General features: G+C 48.2%; 17 protein-coding genes and 2 tRNA genes. 13 read left to right on the forward strand and 6 right to left on the reverse strand.

The window, feature by feature from the left end; translation table 11 throughout:
* Positions 1–54 precede the first annotated feature (54 nt).
* From ACFQNF_RS03280 to ACFQNF_RS03290, 3 genes are all read left to right on the forward strand, one after another.
* A complete protein-coding gene (locus ACFQNF_RS03280) occupies positions 55–1605 on the forward strand; it encodes an EAL domain-containing protein (protein ID WP_380186073.1) in 1551 nt (516 codons plus the stop codon).
* Positions 1602–2072, forward strand: coding sequence for a 23S rRNA (pseudouridine(1915)-N(3))-methyltransferase RlmH (gene rlmH / locus ACFQNF_RS03285; protein ID WP_380186075.1), 471 nt, complete (start codon positions 1602–1604; stop codon positions 2070–2072). Before ACFQNF_RS03280 ends, rlmH begins: the two co-directional genes overlap by 4 nt.
* A gap of 115 nt (positions 2073–2187) precedes the next feature.
* Positions 2188–2784 (forward strand): Maf family protein, encoded by a 597-nt coding sequence (locus ACFQNF_RS03290; RefSeq protein WP_380186076.1) that lies wholly within the window; start codon positions 2188–2190, stop codon positions 2782–2784.
* Between the two features lie 256 nt (positions 2785–3040).
* Here the strand turns inward: ACFQNF_RS03290 and ACFQNF_RS03295 are convergent.
* A tRNA-Thr gene (locus tag ACFQNF_RS03295) sits at positions 3041–3116 on the reverse strand.
* A gap of 187 nt (positions 3117–3303) precedes the next feature.
* Between ACFQNF_RS03295 and ACFQNF_RS03300 the strand changes: the two genes are divergently transcribed.
* The 3 genes from ACFQNF_RS03300 (at position 3304) to ACFQNF_RS03310 (ending at position 5431) form a co-directional block, all read left to right on the forward strand.
* Positions 3304–3720, forward strand: a complete 417-nt coding sequence (locus tag ACFQNF_RS03300) for a pilin (RefSeq protein WP_380186078.1) — start codon at positions 3304–3306, stop codon at positions 3718–3720.
* Between the two features lie 290 nt (positions 3721–4010).
* Positions 4011–4448, forward strand: coding sequence for a pilin (locus ACFQNF_RS03305; RefSeq protein WP_380186080.1), 438 nt, complete (start codon positions 4011–4013; stop codon positions 4446–4448).
* Positions 4449–4900: 452 nt separating this feature from the next.
* Complete coding sequence (locus tag ACFQNF_RS03310) at positions 4901–5431, forward strand: REP-associated tyrosine transposase (protein ID WP_380186082.1); 531 nt, start codon at positions 4901–4903, stop codon at positions 5429–5431.
* 178 nt (positions 5432–5609) lie between these two features.
* Here ACFQNF_RS03310 and cysN read toward each other — a convergent pair whose 3' ends face one another.
* From cysN to mutM, 5 genes are all read right to left on the reverse strand, one after another.
* Positions 5610–7046 (reverse strand): sulfate adenylyltransferase subunit CysN, encoded by a 1437-nt coding sequence (gene cysN, locus ACFQNF_RS03315; protein ID WP_380186084.1) that lies wholly within the window; start codon positions 7044–7046, stop codon positions 5610–5612.
* Positions 7047–7181: 135 nt separating this feature from the next.
* Positions 7182–8099, reverse strand: a complete 918-nt coding sequence (cysD, locus tag ACFQNF_RS03320) for a sulfate adenylyltransferase subunit CysD (RefSeq protein WP_380186085.1) — start codon at positions 8097–8099, stop codon at positions 7182–7184.
* A gap of 92 nt (positions 8100–8191) precedes the next feature.
* The gene (locus tag ACFQNF_RS03325; RefSeq protein ID WP_380186087.1) at positions 8192–8935 is read right to left on the reverse strand and encodes a copper homeostasis protein CutC; all 744 of its coding nucleotides are present in this window, start codon (positions 8933–8935) and stop codon (positions 8192–8194) included.
* Positions 8936–9194: 259 nt separating this feature from the next.
* Complete coding sequence (locus ACFQNF_RS03330) at positions 9195–11201, reverse strand: dynamin family protein (RefSeq protein ID WP_380186089.1); 2007 nt, start codon at positions 11199–11201, stop codon at positions 9195–9197.
* An 87-nt stretch (positions 11202–11288) separates the two neighbouring features.
* A complete protein-coding gene (gene mutM / locus ACFQNF_RS03335) occupies positions 11289–12104 on the reverse strand; it encodes a bifunctional DNA-formamidopyrimidine glycosylase/DNA-(apurinic or apyrimidinic site) lyase (protein ID WP_380186090.1) in 816 nt (271 codons plus the stop codon).
* A gap of 328 nt (positions 12105–12432) precedes the next feature.
* Here mutM and ACFQNF_RS03340 point away from each other — a divergent pair, with 328 nt between their 5' ends.
* From ACFQNF_RS03340 to ACFQNF_RS03370, 7 genes are all read left to right on the forward strand, one after another.
* Positions 12433–14127 carry a tetratricopeptide repeat protein gene (locus ACFQNF_RS03340; protein WP_380186092.1) on the forward strand — a complete coding sequence of 565 codons (1695 nt, stop codon included), beginning with the start codon at positions 12433–12435 and terminating at the stop codon, positions 14125–14127.
* Entirely contained in the window at positions 14127–14660 is a 534-nt protein-coding gene (gene lolB, locus ACFQNF_RS03345; RefSeq protein ID WP_380186093.1) for a lipoprotein insertase outer membrane protein LolB, read from the forward strand. The genes ACFQNF_RS03340 and lolB overlap by 1 nt, the downstream gene beginning before the upstream one ends.
* Complete coding sequence (gene ispE, locus ACFQNF_RS03350) at positions 14660–15508, forward strand: 4-(cytidine 5'-diphospho)-2-C-methyl-D-erythritol kinase (RefSeq protein ID WP_380186095.1); 849 nt, start codon at positions 14660–14662, stop codon at positions 15506–15508. The genes lolB and ispE overlap by 1 nt, the downstream gene beginning before the upstream one ends.
* An 18-nt stretch (positions 15509–15526) precedes the next feature.
* Positions 15527–15603: transfer RNA gene (locus ACFQNF_RS03355), tRNA-Gln, on the forward strand.
* A gap of 64 nt (positions 15604–15667) precedes the next feature.
* Positions 15668–16618 (forward strand): ribose-phosphate pyrophosphokinase, encoded by a 951-nt coding sequence (locus ACFQNF_RS03360; RefSeq protein WP_099396806.1) that lies wholly within the window; start codon positions 15668–15670, stop codon positions 16616–16618.
* Between the two features lie 111 nt (positions 16619–16729).
* The gene (locus ACFQNF_RS03365; protein ID WP_380186098.1) at positions 16730–17311 is read left to right on the forward strand and encodes a 50S ribosomal protein L25/general stress protein Ctc; all 582 of its coding nucleotides are present in this window, start codon (positions 16730–16732) and stop codon (positions 17309–17311) included.
* 98 nt (positions 17312–17409) lie between these two features.
* Positions 17410–18048: a hypothetical protein gene (locus ACFQNF_RS03370; protein WP_380186099.1), complete on the forward strand. Its 639-nt coding sequence runs from the start codon at positions 17410–17412 to the stop codon at positions 18046–18048.
* Positions 18049–18097 lie beyond the last annotated feature (49 nt).

Below are 18097 nucleotides of genomic sequence, written 5' to 3' on the forward strand. Positions count from 1 at the left end.
TTTAGTGTAAGGTTGTTGAGATAGCAAATTAATATAGGGCGTAAGCATAAATATATGCTTAAAAAGAAACTATTCTGGCAAGCTATTCTAATCTCGATTCTTGCCTGTGTGGCAGCCACTTTATTTGCAGGTTGGCTGGCTAGAGAGCAGGCCAAGGAAGAGCTGCAGGGCTATCTTCATGATATTGCCGAGCAGGCAATGCTGCGTAGTGATCGTGCTTATACGGTGAGTGGGCATTTTCTTGAGCAGTTAGATAAATCGGATTTTAATGACTGTAGTGAGGCTCATCAGCAGCGCCTGAGTAATATTACGTTCAGTGAGCTATTTGTACGTGGCGTGATCTATGCGCCGGGTGGCGTAGTGAAATGTTCGGCATCAAGCCGATCAAATTACCCTTTGCCCCCACCAGACCAACAAACTATGTTGGGCCGCTCTTTGTGGTTTGAGTTTAAAGGAGATTTACCCAAGCCCTCTATTCTGTATGGTAAAGGGCCACATTATGCCGTGATTGATTCGCAGTATTTAGTTGATATCTTGCCGGTTAAAAAGCGAGGGCTATATATTGAAGTGGATCGTAATCAAAGGCGTTTGGCCAGTACCAAGAATGTGAAGCCTAAGCCAGACACAACGTGGTTGCAGCAGACGAGTGTAAGCCGAACAAATCCAAACTATAAAATTACTGCTTCCTTGCCCCCAAAAGAGTTGCAACGTGCTTGGCAAGATTACTTTGAAGACTTGTTACCGCTATGCAGCGTGGTTTGTATTATATTGATCGGCATTATTATCTGGTTTACTCGGCGTAGTTTTACCATGGGGCTGGAGATCATCGAAGGCCTGCGATTAGGCGAGTTTGTTGTGTACTATCAGCCGATGATTCTGCTGGCAAACGGAGAGGTGGGCTGTGCTGAAGCGCTACTGCGCTGGCAGCGGCAAAATGGCTCCAGAATCAGCCCGGATCTTTTTATTGGCTATGCCGAAGAAAACGGCCAAATCAGTCTGTTGACGCGATTTGTACTGGAAAAAGTAGCCACTGATTTAGCGCTACTTGCTAACACTGATGTTTCTATCTCTGTGAATTTAGCGGGTGCAGATTTAGCCTCGCCGCTATTTGTAGAAAACCTTGCTGCACTTTGCAAAAAACACCAGCTTGCCCCGAGCCGCATCGAATTAGAAATCACTGAGCGTAGCCTTGTGCTAGGGCAGGGCGAGATTGAGGTGATTACCCGCTTGCGGCAAGCGGGCCATATTATTTTGATTGATGATTTTGGCACGGGGTATTCCAACCTTAGCTATTTACATACTTTGCCGGTGGATATACTAAAAATCGATAAAAGCTTTGTGCAAGCACTAGGTAGTGGTGCTGCCACGCATCATGTGGCATTGCATATCGTACAAATGGCTACTGCACTGGGTTTGAGCGTGGTGGCAGAAGGAATCGAAACCGCCGAGCAGGCAGAAACGCTGAAAGAAATGGGTGTTGAATGGGGCCAAGGCTGGCTGTATGCCAAGGCGATGCCCTTTGAAGAGCTCAGGCAATTTTTGCAGACCCCTACCCCAGCAACACTTAAACCGCTAAGCTCCGATCCTTTGCCTGATGCCGTATGAAACTGACTTTAATTGCTGTTGGGCACAAGATGCCGGATTGGATTGACTCTGGATACAAAGAGTTTTCTAAGCGTATGCCGCGCGATTTTCCACTTCAATTACTCGAGCTAAAGCCCGATAAGCGTGGCAGCGGCAAAACCGCGCAGCAAGTGATGGCGGACGAAGCTGAGCGCATTCTCGCCGCCATCCCGCAAGATGCCCGGGTATTGGCTTTGGATGAGCATGGAGCTAACTGGACCACCATGCAGCTCGCCGAAAAAATGAAGACTTGGCAAATTGATGGTCGGGAAACGGTATTTATTATCGGTGGCACCGATGGCCTAGACCCAAGTGTAAAAAAACGCGCCGATCAACTATTGCAACTCTCAGCCATGACCCTGCCGCATGGCATGGTCAGAGTGCTATTGGCCGAACAGCTTTATCGGGCGGTATCGATCATCAATAACCACCCTTATCATCGCGAGTAATGATGTTGTGGTGTTGTAGGGCGGGTTATAACCCGCCATTTTTTAATGCGGCTCATCATTTCATTGCAATATTATTCATAACGCGGGTTTCATCCGCCCTACTCGTCATATACCCATGCTAAAACCTCAACTCTATCTTGCCTCCGGCAGCCCGCGCCGCCAGGAGCTGCTGGCGCAAATTGGCGTTCATTTTGAACGTATCACTGCCCCCATCGACGAAACCCCCTTCCTAAATGAAACCGCCAAGGATTATGTGCTGCGTCTGGCGAAGGCTAAGGCAGAATCAGGCTGGCAAGCCATGCTGGCACAGGGCAAACAGCCCCTGCCCGTTTTAGCCGCAGATACCACGGTGGTGCTGGATGGACAAATTTTAGGTAAACCGCTAGATGCGAATGATGCAATCGCCACACTGGAGCAGTTATCTGGTCGTAGCCACGAAGTGCTTACCAGTCTGGGTTTACGCACCAATACCGGCATAGAAATCATACTATCGCTTAGTACCGTTACCTTTATGCCACTTAGCTCCGCGCAAATCGCAGCCTATGTTGCCAGCGGCGAGCCTATGGATAAGGCCGGTAGCTATGGCATACAAGGCAGGGCTGGACTGTTTATTTCTGATTTGCAAGGCAGCTTCAGCGGCGTAATGGGCTTGCCCCTGCACGATACTGCCACCCTGCTTGCCCGCCACGGCTTGGGGTTTTTAGCAGGCTAATTACGTTTGTGTACAGAAGCTAGAAATAATACCTAGGGTGTTGTGTTTACAGGTTTTATTGATTCTGTACGGACTAAATGGTCTACCTGATGTCAAAAATGGGCGCTACCTGACCATTTATGTCACATTGTGTTTAGAGCCAGTAATAAAAAAGACCCCTCGGGGTCTTTTTTTATGAGAAAAATAATTTTTATGAGTTAAGAGTTAAATAAATATAAGTTTTCGCCTACTAAATAGCTTAAGGCGCTGATTCTATTGGTGCCGTTGAGGTGAATCGAACACCCGACCTACTGATTACGAATCAGTTGCTCTACCAACTGAGCTACAACGGCAAGACTCAATAAAATTATAAGCCACAGCGCCTCACCCTACCGATAAATTCCGCCGTTAATCAGTCAGCGATCAAAAGCTAAGCAAGCAGGCATCGATATTGCACATGTCATAAACAAGCAAAAGACATATTTTGCAGCTTAATGCTCGGGGAAAAAAGCTTTTAAATTAAAGATTTAGGAGCAAGAGATGAAAAACTTACAAAAAGGTTTTACCCTGATCGAACTGATGATTGTGGTCGCCATTATCGGTATCCTAGCCGCCGTTGCGATTCCGTCTTATCAGGACTATACGAAGAAGGCGAAGTTTACTGAAGCGATTCAGGCGACATCTGCTATTAAAACCGCGGTAGAAATTTGTATTCAAGATTTGGGTGATAAAACTAACTGCAATTCTGGTGGCAATGGCATTGCTGCTGTAGCTGATACGGGTTCTGCACGGGTCACAAGCGTTACGGTTGCTGCAGGTACCATTACGGTTGTACCGGTTGTAGCAGGGGGAATTTTGGCAACGGACACCTATATTTTAGTACCTACCGTTTCTACTAAAGGTGTGGAATGGTCTAATTCTACCAGCGGTTGTATTGCTACTCGTGTATGTAAATAAATGGATTAATAGTTCTCTAAGTTATTGTTTATTTAATGTTTTATACGTGGTTTATTTATCTTAAAACTCCCGCATCTTCTAAAAGATGCGGGAGTTTTTTTGGGCCTTCGCAATTTATTTGCGCGGCTGCTGAGTATTTCCTAGCACAGCGGTCATCCATCGGCAGATTTCATTGTATTAGCTTGCATATATCATCTGGCATGCATATTGCTGCTAGCTATGCATGGTAAATGTTTTAGTTAAGCGAAGCGTAGGGTTTCCTTCTAAGACATTTAACGGGAGCGATAAAAATGAAAAACATGCAGAAAGGTTTTACTCTGATCGAATTGATGATCGTTGTAGCTATTATTGGTATTTTGGCTGCTGTAGCGATTCCTTCGTATCAGGACTACACGCTTAAAGCGAAGCTTACAGAAGCGGGAAACCTATCTTCACCGGCTCGGGCTGCTCTTGCTCTAGCCTTTAACGAGGGGACGTTGACCGCCACTACCGCCCAAGCAGATCTTGGGCTTGCAGCAGCAGCTACTATTACCTCGAAATATGTCAAATCGGTAGCTGCTGCTGGCACAGGTGTGGATGCGGGGACTGTTACAGTTGTATTACAGGGATTGAACAATATTGCCCTTGATACAAAGACAATTGTATATACAATGACTTGCGTGAGTGCGGCTCAATGTTCTTGGGCGGTAGGTGGTACTGCTCCACCTAAGTACCTTCCTAAAGCTTAAACCTAGAAAGAAACAGGGGACAAGGCCGTAAGGTGCATGGTTTTGAAAGAAACCGGGGACAGACCACGGTTTTTTCTAGGTTTATCTCCGTTTATGCTTTAAAAATAACCTCACATCCTTACTGGTGTGGGGTTTTTTTCTTGGGCGGTCTGCCACTTGCGGCAGGGGTAACTCTTCTACCTAGGGCTTCGGTGATTTGCTGAACAAATCGGGCGTTACCCAAGGCCGTAAGCCGTATGCTTTTGTAGGGTGTCAATAAGCCAAGGCGCATTGCGCCGTGGCTGCTGCTGATCGATGGCACATCAACCCCGTATCTAACATGGATGCGGGGTTTTGTTTTTTTGGTGAACTTGATGATCACCCAAGGTGCAATGCGCTTCGCTTATTGACACCCTACAAAGGCTTTGTGTCATAAGGTGCGTGGTTTGGTGATTTTGTACTAGATTTAAAAGATGCCTAATTATCGACGCGCTTGGCATCCGGGCGGCACTTATTTTTTTACCGTTAATTTGCTGCAAAGAGCAAATAATGATTTATTGGTGCACCATATTGATTTATTGCGTAATGCGGTGAGGCATGTGCGTTTATCTCATCCCTTTGTGATTCATGCTTGGGTGGTGTTGCCTGAGCATTTGCACTGCATTATTGAGCTGCCCGCTAATGATTATAATTTTGATGTGCGTTGGCGTTTAATCAAAATAGTTTTTTCAAAATCTCTTTCTAAAACTGAATGGCGTTCAGACTCGCGTATTCAGCGTGGTGAACGTGGGATTTGGCAACGTCGTTATTGGGAACATTTAATTCGTGATGAACGAGATTTTATGGCGCATATGGATTATGTGCATATTAATCCGCTTAAGCATGGCTTCGTTAATAAAGTATTGGATTGGCCTTATTCAACATTTCATTTGTTGGTAAAACAAGGCGTATACCCTGCAGATTGGGCAGGAGGGTATGAAGAGCAAATTACCTATAAAGAATAATTTGTTTTTCGGTGTTTAAGGTGTTGATTTGTAGGGCGTCCATAAGCCACAGCGTATTACGCCGTGGCTTTGGTGCAGGTGAATATACCAAGGTCAATGCGCTATCGCTTATTGACACCCTACGAAAGGCCATAAACGTCGTACGCGGAGCTTATTGGCACCCTGCACCCCCCAACCATCACCCCTTAAAAATCTCCCTCACATCCCGCGTGCCCCATTCTGGGAAGTGTTTGCGCACCAGTGTATTTAAATCCACTTCAAAAGCTCGCCATTTGGCCAGTTCATCTTGCTCGTCACTCGCAGAGTGAGCTGCGGCTTGTTCTATCATGCCTGCGCCTGCGGTGGCGTTGCTTAGGCGGTCGATGATGATGAAGCTGCCGGTACCTTTGCAGTCTGCGTAGGTGTCGAAGACGACTGGGGCGTTGAGGATGATGCGGCAGAGGCCGATTTCATTGAGTTTTAGCTCGCTGGCTTCTACATGCTCCATGCTGTTTACATCCACACGGTGGGTGATTTGGGCGATTCGGCCGAAGACGTTTTTGCCGCTGAGTTTAAAGCCGTATTCTTTGCCAACGGTAAGTGGCACTTCGTTCATCCACACTAAATGCGCGTCAAAAGACTGGCCGATTTGTGGAGGGACGTCGCTGGTTTTAACGATCATATCGCCACGGCTGATGTCGATTTCCCGATCTAAGGTCAGCGTAATCGCTTGGCCAGCAAAGGCGGTTGCTAGCTCGCCCTCAAAAGTAACAATCGCTTTTACCTTGGCGGTTTTGCCTGAAGGCAGGGTGATGATTTCGTCGCCAGGGAAGACGCGGCCAGCGGCGATGGTGCCGCAAAAACCACGGAAATCGAGGTTAGGGCGGTTAACGTATTGCACCGGTAGGCGGAAGGATTCGAGGCGGCTATCGCGATTGATTTGCACAGCTTCCAGGTGCTGCATAAAGGTCAGGCCGCTATACCAAGGCGCTTGCTCACTCGGGGTGACCACATTATCGCCGCGCAGTGCAGAAATCGGCACAAATTGAATGTCGGCGATATTGAGGGATTTAGCTAATGTTAGATATTCTGCGCGGATTTCATTAAAGCGCTGTTCGCTAAAGCCGACTAAGTCCATTTTATTAACGGCGATAATCACATGCTTAATGCCCAGCAAGCTGACGATATAGCTGTGGCGGCGGGTCTGGGTTTGCACGCCATAACGCGCGTCGATCAGGATCACGGCCAGATCGCAGGTGGATGCGCCGGTGGCCATATTGCGGGTGTATTGTTCGTGCCCGGGGCAATCGGCAATGATAAATTTGCGCTTATCGGTGCTGAAATAGCGGTAAGCCACGTCGATGGTAATACCTTGCTCGCGCTCGGCTTGCAGGCCATCCACTAGCAGGGCCAGATCGATTTCTTGATCGGTGGTGTTATATTTTTTGCTGTCTTTTTGAATGGCGGCAAGCTGGTCTTCAAAAATCAGTTTTGAATCGTGCAGCAGGCGGCCGATCAGGGTGGATTTACCGTCGTCCACATTGCCACAGGTAATAAAACGCAGCAGGTCTTTGTTCTCGTGCTGCTTTAAATAGGCTTCGATATCGCTGGCGATCAGATCAGATTGGTGTGACATATATTTGAACCTTAAATTCTGTGGACACAGAGATCAGTGAGAACACGGAGCACACAGAGAAAAACAAAGGGGTTAGGGGCTCTGTATTTCTTAGTGCCCTCTGTGTGCTCTGTGTCTACAGGTTTTTCTGAACTTTTAGAAATAGCCTTCCATTTTTTTCTTTTCCATCGAGCCAGATGAATCGTGGTCGATCATTCGGCCTTGCCGCTCGCTAGTCGTGGTAAGCAGCATTTCCTGGATGATTTCTGGCAGCGTTTTGGCGGTAGATTCCACTGCGCCGGTGAGCGGATAACAGCCCAGCGTTCTGAATCGTACCGATTTCATTTCTGGCACTTCACCGGGCAACAGCGGCATACGGTCGTCATCGACCATGATTAGCGTGCCATTACGCTCAACTACGGGGCGAACGTCGGCGTAGTAGAGCGGCACGATATCGATGTTTTCCATATAGATATATTGCCAGATATCCAACTCTGTCCAATTAGACAGCGGGAATACGCGGATGCTTTCGCCTTGGTCGATTTTGGAATTGTAGATATTCCATAGCTCTGGACGTTGTACTTTTGGATCCCAGCGATGGTTTTTATCGCGGAATGAATACACGCGCTCTTTGGCTCGGGATTTCTCTTCGTCACGGCGCGCACCACCAAAAGCTGCATCAAATTTGTATTTATTCAGCGCCTGCTTTAGGCCTTCAGTTTTCATCACGTCGGTGTGCTTGGCCGAGCCGGAGCTAAATGGGTTAATGCCTGCTTTTACGCCTTCTTCGTTGATATGAACAATCAGATCAAAGCCGCACTTTGCTGCCATTTGGTCGCGAAATTTGATCATTTCGCCGAATTTCCATGTGGTATCCACATGCATCAGCGGAAAAGGCATTTTGCCAGGTGCAAAGGCTTTCAGAGCCAGATGCAGCATCACGGCAGAATCTTTGCCGATGGAATAGAGCATGACCGGATTATCAAATTCGGCGGCCACTTCACGAATAATATGGATGGACTCTGCTTCGAGTTGCTTAAGGTGAGTCAGCCTTGCTTCACTGAGGGTAGTCATACTTTATCCGGGCAAAATAATCGGTTACGAAGCTTATATGCTTAGGAATTTACCGAAGTAATGCAGCTAAGCGAAGGATTTAATCGTTATATCTATATGGATGCTTTAGCGATGATTTCTTTTACCAGCTCGGCATTGGTTTCTATCAAGGCGTATTCGTCTTGGCCGGGGATACCCATATGTACATTGGGATTGCAATAACGCATTTGGCTGGCGAAGGGCAGGCGGGCCGAGGTGTGGAATTCTTTGCAGCCGGTGGTGGCGACTAATTCGGCGATATTATTGCTACGCACACCTGCGCCTGGCATGACGACTAAGCGATCACCAGCGGCGGCTTGCAGCATTTTGAGCAGGGCAGCACCCTCTAATGCCGTGGCGGCTTGGCCGCTGCTGAGCAGGCGATTGCAACCTGTGGCAATGACGTCTTCCAGTGCTTTGAGCGGGTTTTGAGCCACATCGAAAGCACGGTGGAAGGTGACTTGCATGGGGCTGGCTAGCTCCACCAAGGCTTTGCAACGCGCCACATCGATATAGCCATTGGCGGTAAGGATGCCGATGACGATGCCTTCTACACCGAGTTTTTTGCAGGCGATAATATCGCGCTGCATGACTTCGTATTCCAGATCGGTATATAAAAAATCGCCGCCGCGCGGGCGGATAATCACATTCAGGCCGATCCAAAGCCGCTCTCTGGCCACGGCGATTTGCCCATACGATGGCGTGGTGCCACCTTCTAATAAATTATCGCAAAACTCAACCCGATGCGCGCCGCCTTCCTGCGCAGCTAAACAGGATGTGACTGATCCGGCACAGATTTCTAGCAAAATATCAGACATGGGCACTTCCAAAAAGACACTTCCAAAAGAGAACGCCGCCAGAAGGGGCGGCGTTATTTATAGATAGATTTGCTAGGACAAAATAAAGCTTAAAAGGTTCGGGAAAAGCGATGTAGTTTAAGCCGTAAGTTTGAATGGTTCAGCACCCATAATTTGTTTTCTTATGGGTGCAACGACTGTGTTGTTTCACGTCCCTAGCAATACGATTAAGGTGTGAAAGTCGTTGCTCGCCCTAAGCAATATGCTATTAGCCCAGCAATTAAGCCGCTTTTGCCGCAAATATATTTTCATTCAGTGCAGCATAAATACCGCGTAAACGCCCTTCCAGATCGGCGAGCTGTGTGGCGAGCTGTCTGTCCATTTCTTCCAGCTCTTCAATACGGCTTTCCAGTGTGTCGGTGGCTTTATGGATGCGCTTAATGCTTTCCAGGCGGCGGCGTAATTGCAGCTGATGCTCGCGCACCTGTGTTTCCATCGGGGCCATTACGGCTTTTAGCCAGTTTTCTACATCGCGGTTGGCTACTTCAAATACGTAGAGCACACGGCTGGCTATGGTTTCAAAGAATTTATGCGAAAGCTTACCCTTGCTGGTGGTGAGCAAAGTGCTGACGGTATTGAAATGCTCACGGAAAGATTTTTCTAAGCGCGAAATTTCTTTGTGGTATTTCAAAGTAGAAAAAGGCGGTGGAGTAACGCTGCCCAAGCCGTGTTCTTCGCTAAATTTCTTATACATCGCCGCCATCATGGCTTGGATTTCGGCCACTTGTGTTGCTGAGTGGCTGATATTGCCGTTCACGTCTTTGAAAAACTGATCCATGATGGCGCGCAAACCGCCTTCACCAAAGGAGAACATACTGTTTTCCATTTGTTTACGTACGGCTTCGATATTGCCTTTGAGCGCATCAATGCCCAGTAATGTCATTAACTGATTAGTTTGCTGGCTAAAAATGCTGCGTAGTGCCTGAAAGCGCACCAAGCCTTGTTCAAATTTGCGCTTGTCGGCGTGCACTTTATCCATCATTTGCCCGACAACATCCTGATTCTTGCCACGCAGAGTGGATAGCTCGTTGAGCTGCTCCAGCACACCATCCCGTCGCACTGTCAGAATAGCGCGCATACCTTGAACGATGTCTTCTACTTCGGTGATCGTGCTGTCACGAACGATATCTTGCTTGGAAGGAAGCAGCTCGTTAGAAAGCGCTTCTTCTAAGGCGGTCAGGCGCGAGCGGGCCAGCAAATCCACATCCTGATTTACTTTGGCAACTAGCGCTTTTTGTGCCGAGATAGGGTAAACATGGCCAACAGGCACGCCGAGCAGCTCAGCGGTGGTGGTAATCTGGTGATTGATTTCAGCTTCGATTTGTTCGGGGGTTTTTAATTCATCCCACATGCTGTCAATTTTATTGAGCACGGCCAAGCGGCCACGGTTGCCACCTTTGGCAATATGCGAGCGCCAGATATCAATATCCGAGCGGGTAACACCGGTGTCTGCTGCCAAAATAAACAGAATCGCATGGGCATTAGGCAGCAAATTAAGCGTGAGTTCAGGCTCGGTACCAATGGCATTTAGTCCCGGCGTATCCAGAATTACCAAGCCTTGTTTGAGCAACGGATGCGGGAAGTTGATCACCGCATGTCGCCAGCAAGGAATTTCAATCGTGCCTTGCGCATCCACCGCGATGAGCTGATCAGGATCTTCGGCATTGTAAAGGCCGTAGCTGGCTGCTTCTGCCACAGGGGAGCGGCGTGTAAGGCCTACATGCCGAAACGATTCAAACATGGCATCAGCATCATTAATATCCAGTGGAATGGTTTTCCATTCTTCAGGATAGCGGCGATATTCGCTGGTGGTTACATTCTGAGTGCGGGTTTCAATCGGCAAAAGCTGAATCGATGGCTCGCGCGAGGCATCGTAGAGCAGCTCGGTTGGGCACATGGTTGTGCGGCCTGCCGATGAGGGCAGAATACGTTTGCCATAATTTGCAAAGAAAATAGCGTTGATCAGCTCAGATTTACCGCGTGAAAACTCGGCAACAAAGGCAATATTCAGTTTGTCGTCACGTAGTTTTTCTATGAGCTGAGAAATACGCAAATTACTTTGGGCATCCTCCAAATCTTGCTCAGTTAGCCAGCGGGCGAGCTGGCTGATTGCCTGAGTGAGCTCAGCGCGCCAAGTGCTGTAAGCCTGGAAATCCCCGACTAAGCGATCACTGCCACTTGGGTCATTCACTGCCAAATCGTTTTGATGCAGATAATCGGTGCTCATTGCCATCTCTCTATTTGCGACGCCGTCATTGTTTGTAAGTTGTGAGTCTTAGTTAATACGTTGTTTTAATTGTAATTTATTTGTTTTTTAATTCTGGCAGTGAGGGCAATAAAATGTACTGCGTTGCCCCTGGCGTATTTGTTTGATTTCAGTGCCACAAATTCGGCATGGCATTCCTGCCCGGCCATAAACAAAAGCACTCAGCTGAAAATAGCCTGCTTTACCATCACTATCGACATAATCACGCAGTGTGCTGCCACCTGCAATAATTGCATCCCCTAGTGTCGCCTTGATTGCATCAACTAATTGCGCAGATTCTTGGTGATTTAGGCTATTTGCGGCTCTGTTGGGATTAATTTTTGCTCTGAATAAAGATTCTGATGCATAGATATTACCAACACCCACTACTGTATGGTTATCCATAATGGCGAGTTTAATCGCTATTTTCCGATTAGAGTGGGCGGATAGAAGATGATCGGTATTAAATTGCTCGGATAATGGTTCTGGCCCTAGCTTTAATAATAAAGAATGCGGCCCATTTTCTAATGCTTGCCATAAACAAGCGCCAAAACGGCGTGGATCGCGATATCGTAAGCGTTTACCATTAGCTAAAACTAAATCAAAGTGATCATGTTTTTCTGCTGGAAATGCCTCGGTTAATACACGTAAATTACCAGACATTCCTAAGTGAATGAGCAAGGTGCCATGCTCAAAGCTAAAGAGTAAATACTTTGCCCTACGGTTTACGCTGAGTATTTTTTTGCCTTCCAGTGTTTGAGCTAGGTCGGCAGGAATCGGCCAGCGTAATCTGGCTTGGCGAATAATCACTTCGCTGATCACTACACCTTCTATATGCGATGCAATGCCGCGTTTTGTGGTTTCAACTTCAGGTAATTCTGGCACTTTTTCTTCCCGTTGGCGGTGCTGATGTTGTTGTAAACGCCGGATATATATTGCGTATTAAAGAGGCTTACTGGCGGGTGATAATGGCGCAGATGCTTGTTTTGTAAGCATTTTTATGGGTTTTTAGCATTGCTTTTATTTTAGGTTAATAATAGCTTACGATCTGTCGATGAATATAGTAAGTGTAAGACGAGCTATTCCTATCTGAAATATCCGAGTTAATATGGAATGATTAATGACGTTACTGGATTGTGCCATGCTCGTCCCTTTCCGACACTATGCTCTTTGCTTACTTATTAGCGGCTTATTTTTGGGCGGGTGCGCCTCTGTGCCTGTCGCTTCCACATCAGGGGCGACGGCGAGCGAACCCGCTGAGGTTGCGGGTGATGCGGAGCCGGTTCGGGATGAAAGCTTTGCCCCTGAAACGCTATCACGCTTGCCTCTGTCTAATGATTTGCTGTTGCGCTTTTTGGTTGCGGATATTGCTTTGCAGCGTGGCCGAACGGCGTTGTCTGCGCAAACTTGGTACGACTTAGCAAACCGAACGCATGATCCGCGTGTTGCACGTCGCGCTACCGAAGTCGCAGTCGGCGCGGGGCAGTTGGGCTTGGCTCAGGAAACGGCTCAGCAATGGATTACAGCGGCCCCCAACTCGGTGGGTGCACGACAAATATTACTTACTTTATTGATTCGGGCAGACCGCATTGAAGAAGCCCGCCCGCATATTGAGGCGCTGCTGGCTGCCAAGCCAGAGGATGCTGCTGCTTTCTTTATGCAAATGCATTTGCTCTGGGATAAAAGCAGCGATCGAAAAGCCGCGTGGATGCTCACAGATGAGTTAACGCAAAAGTATCCTCAGCTACCGGAGGCTCGCTTTGCCCGTGCCGTGGCCTTAGCTAATCAGGAGCGTTTTAATGATGCCATCGCAGAATTAGATCGCGCTTTGGCAGCTCGCCCTAATTGGGAAGTGGTTATTCAATACAAAGCACAGCTTTTATCGAATCAATCGCCTGCGGCTAGCATTGAATTTTTGCAAAAAGCCATAAAAGATAATCCGATGTCGTTTAGCCTGCGTAATAGCCTGGCGCGTGAATTAGTTGCTGCTCAACGTTTACCCGAAGCAAATCAGGTTTACCAAGAAGTACTTAATCTGCAAGCGAGCAATCTGGATGCCTTGATTGGCACGGGTTTAATTGCGTTGCAGCAGCGAGATTTAGATACGGCCTATCGCAATTTAAGCGCTGCCATTACGCAAAACCCGCGCAATGTGGATAACTTACGTTACTACCTGGGGCAGATTGCCGAAGAGCGTTATCGTTTTGATGAAGCATTAAAGTGGTATAGCCAGGTAGGTGGTGAATTTGCCTTGCCGGCTAAAAAACGCTTGCCACGGGTCTTTGCCCGCTTAGGCCGCATGGAGGAGGCACATAAGGCGATCACAGCCTTGCCTGCGGACACCGAGCAAGCAAGGATTGAGCATATCCAGATGGAGGCTCAGTTGTGGCGTGAGGCACGCGATTATAAAAAGGGTGTGGATATTTTAAGTAAGGGAATTACAACTTATCCACTGTCGGCAGATTTAATTTACGATCGAGCCTTAATGGCCGATATGCAAGGTAATTACGTTTTAGCTGAAAGCGATTTGCGTAAGTATGTACAGCTGCTACCTGCTAATGCTCAGGGAATGAATGCCTTGGGTTATACGCTGCTGACACGCACCACCAAGCTTGCAGAAGCCGAAAAATGGCTCGAGCAAGCCATCGCCTTAGAGCCAGATAGCCCTGTGATTCTGGATAGCTTGGGCTGGCTGCGTTATAAGCAAGGCAAGCTGCCAGAGGCAAAAGAGTTACTGAAGCGGGCTCACACAAAATTGTCTGAGCCTGATGTTGCGGCACATTTAGCTGAAGTATTGTGGCAGCTGGGTGATAAGGTCGAGGCGAAAAAGGTGGTGGATGCCGCACTCTTGATTGATGCCAAAAATGAAACCTTGACTGAAACAATCTCCCGGCTAGGTATTCGTTGATGCGCTTAGGTTTTGTTTTGCTGCTGCTATTTATGCTGGCAGGCTGCGCATCTACCCCGCAAGCGACTCGGGCGGGCTATTCGGCGAGCGGGCGGGTGGCTTTAAAAGTGGCGAATGAAAGGCACTATGCTCAGTTTGATTGGCATCAATTGGGCGAGCAAAGCGAGCTGTCGCTTTCTGGCCCGCTCGGGCAAACGGCAGCAGAGCTGCGTTTTAGCCCCGGCAGAGCGAGCTTTCGTGGTGCTAATCAACGCGAAATTACAGCCAACTCTGCTGACGAACTGATCGCAGAAGCACTAGGCTGGCCTTTGCCTGTATCAGGTTTACGCTGGTGGCTGCGTGGCGAGCCTGATCCAGAGCTTGCGGTAACAAGCCAGAGTGAGATTGAAAATGGCCGCCTGCTCTTACAGGCAGGTTGGCACATAGAAAGTAGTGATTATCGCGGGCAACCCAGCTTGCCGCATAAATTAACGCTAAGTCGCAGTGATTTAGAAATCAAAGTAGTGATATCAGAATGGCAATGGAATCCTTAATGAGCAGTTCTTACGATTGGCAAGATTTTCCTGCACCGGCTAAGCTCAATCTCTTCTTACATATTATCGGTCGTCGCAACGATGGCTATCACCTGCTGCAATCTGTTTTTCAGCTGATTGATTTGGCCGACACCATTAGCCTGCGGGTGAACGAGGGCGGTGAGGTGCAGCACCTTAATCCACTACCCGGTGTGCCAGCGGATAGCGATTTAACTGTGCGTGCAGCGCGCCTGCTACAAAAAGAGACTGGCTGCAGCAAGGGCGTGGATATCCGCGTGACTAAGCGTCTGCCTATGGGCGGTGGCGTAGGTGGGGGGAGTTCTGATGCGGCCACGGTGATGTTGGCGCTCAATCGCCTTTGGCAGCTTAATTTGCCACGTGTACGCTTAATGGAGCTGGGTTTAAGCCTCGGTGCAGATGTGCCTTTCTTTATTTTTGGCGAGAATGCTTTTGTAGAAGGTATAGGCGAAATCATGACGCCGATCCTTACTCCTGAAGCCCATTTTGTGATTCTTCATCCTCAAGTGCATGTCTCTACACCACAAATATTTTCCGATCCTAACTTGACAAGGGATACTCCGCCGATTACAGTTCCGCACCTCAGCAGCGCCATTACCCAAAATGATCTGGAAGAAGTGGCGTGTAAGAGTTATCCGGAAATAAGCGAAAGTATTACGTGGCTTAGCCAGTATGCAAACGCAAGGATGACCGGCTCAGGTAGTTGTGTTTTTGCAAGTTTTTCTTCACCCAACGAAGCAAACCGTGTAATATACGACCTGCCAAAAAAGATGACTGGATATGTAGCAAGGTCATTAAGTAAGCATCCATTACATGAATTTGCCGAGTAGTGTGTAGGCAGTTTCATTAGGGGAGTCGCCAAGTTGGTTAAGGCATCGGATTTTGATTCCGACATGCGAAGGTTCGAATCCTTCTTCCCCTGCCATCATTCGAATAGAAAAGCGTGTAATTTAAAAATTACGCGCTTTTCGTCCTTCTGGAATACAGAAATGGCTTACGATAGTCTCATGGTGTTCACTGGTAACGCTAACCCGAAACTTGCTGATAGCGTAGTTAATCACCTGGACATCTCGATTGGCCGTGCCACGGTTGGTCGATTCTCGGACGGTGAAGTGACCGTTGAGCTGCTGGAAAACGTTCGCGGTCGTGATGTTTTCGTTTTGCAGTCCACTTGCGTTCCGACCAACGATAATCTGATGGAAGTGATGTTAATGGTTGATTCGCTGAAACGCGCATCGGCTGGCCGCATTACTGCAGCAATCCCCTACCTTGGGTATTCCCGTCAAGATCGCCGCCCACGCTCTGCTCGTGTACCGATATCCGCCAAAGTGGTTGCAAATATGCTGACCGTTGCTGGGGTAGATCGTGTGCTGACCGTCGATGTGCATGCAGATCAAATCCAAGGCTTCTTCGATATCCCTGTAGATAACATCTACTCGACACCTGTTTTGCTGTCGGATATCCGTGAAAAGCGCTATGAAAACCTGATGGTTGTTAGCCCAGACGTAGGCGGCGTATTGCGTGCTCGCGCCATGGCTAAGCAATTGGGTGTGGATATGGCGATTATCGATAAACGTCGCCCTAAGGCTGGCGTTGCCGAAGTCATGCATATTATCGGTGATGTTAAAGACCGTACCTGTGTGATTATCGATGACATGATCGATACCGCCAACACCCTGTGCAAAGCGGCGCAAGCCCTGAAGCAACACGGTGCGAAACGCGTATTAGCTTACGCTACACACGCCGTATTCTCTGGCGCTGCTGTAGAGCGCATTATGCAATCTGACTTGGATGAAGTGGTTGTGACTGACACCATCCCAGTGAGCCAAGCTGCACAAGATAGTGGCCGTGTACGCGTGGTATCGATTGCTGGCCTCTTGGCTGAAACGATGCGCCGCATTAACAACGATGAATCCGTTTCATCCTTGTTTGTAGATTAATTTGATTTTCGGACCTCGGTCCGCTTGCTGTGCTGTCTGGTCGCGGACAGCACTTATTTAAATGCACCAAGCCAGCCCTAAGGGTGAGCAAAGTGCTTATGGAGTTTTATCATGACTTTTGAAATCAATGCAGTAGCACGTGACACGCAAGGTACGGGTGCGAGCCGCCGCCAGCGTCGTGACGGTCGTTTGCCAGCAATCGTTTACGGTGGCGATGTAGCCCCTGTAGCCGTAACACTTGACCACAACAGCATGTACTACGCTTTGCAAAAAGAAGCGTTCCACACTGCTTTGATCACACTGAATGTTGAAGGTGCTGCTGCTGAGCAAGTTCTGGTTCGTGCTGTTCAATACCACCCATTCAAGCAATTGGTTCTGCACGTTGACTTACAACGCGTAAACGAAGCAACTGTTGTTGAATTGAAAGTACCATTGCACTTCATCAACGGCGAAAACAGCCTAGGTGTTAAGTTGCAAGGTGGCACGATCAGCACTGTGCTGAACGAAGTAATGGTTCGTTGCGTAGCTTCTAAGCTGCCAGAATTCGTAACTGTTGACCTGAGCGACTTGTCTGTTCTTAAGACTTCAGTTCACTTGTCCGACATCAAGTTGGCTGATGGTATCGAATTGGTATCGTTGGTTTCTGGTAAAGACTTGGGCGTTGTAAACTTGAACGGTGCAAAATCTGTTTAAGTTTTAGCTCTTAAAAAACCCGCTACGGTGGGTTTTTTTTCGTCTTTTAGTTCTATCTCTCTGCTATTCTTTCTATCTAATAAAAATTAGAGAAAGCTATGCGTAGAGAAGAGCAGTCATCAGGTCAGGACTATATCCAGACATTTACCTGGAGCCCTTTGGTGTGGTTGGCAAATTTACCCGTTATTCCACCGAGGCATAAGGCAAAAGTGATGGGGGCGGCGCTACTGCTGTTGTTATTTATTTTGATCTACTGGCTGGCGCCAAGGCTGGGCGTTTCACCTTTTCATGTGCGGCAAGATGGCTTGAACTACGCTCCCTACTTCACTGATGTGCAAGTGTCTACTGATCGTAAAGTATCGCAAGGCCAGCCCCTCGTTCAGGCCGAGTTGAGCCTGCTTGGGTCTTGGCCGGGGTTTACGCTGAGCCAGTATTCATCAGAAAATACCCAGCAATTAGTGTTACGGAATCGTGCTGGCAAAATTGAATGGCAGGCGGTGATTGATGTTCCCGGCGTAGGCGATGCAACAGCTGCTACACCGGGGCGCTGGATTGGGCGCTTTAAACTGATCCCCGCGAGCTCAGGCTGGGCTTGGTCTGGCGGCTGGAGTATCGATATAGAATCAGACCGTATTGCATGGGGAAAGATTTATCTAGCACCTGATGCCAGCTTGCGCATCATTCGTCACCAGCCCAATGCTGCAGCTTTTGCCGCGCTGAAAACAATGGGCGCTTAGCAGAAGTCTGACAGGCTGCTAACATGTAGCCCTTTTCGCCTGTTTTTGA

The organism is Iodobacter arcticus (assembly GCF_042664895.1).
Taxonomy (GTDB): Bacteria; Pseudomonadota; Gammaproteobacteria; order Burkholderiales; family Chitinibacteraceae; genus Iodobacter; species Iodobacter arcticus.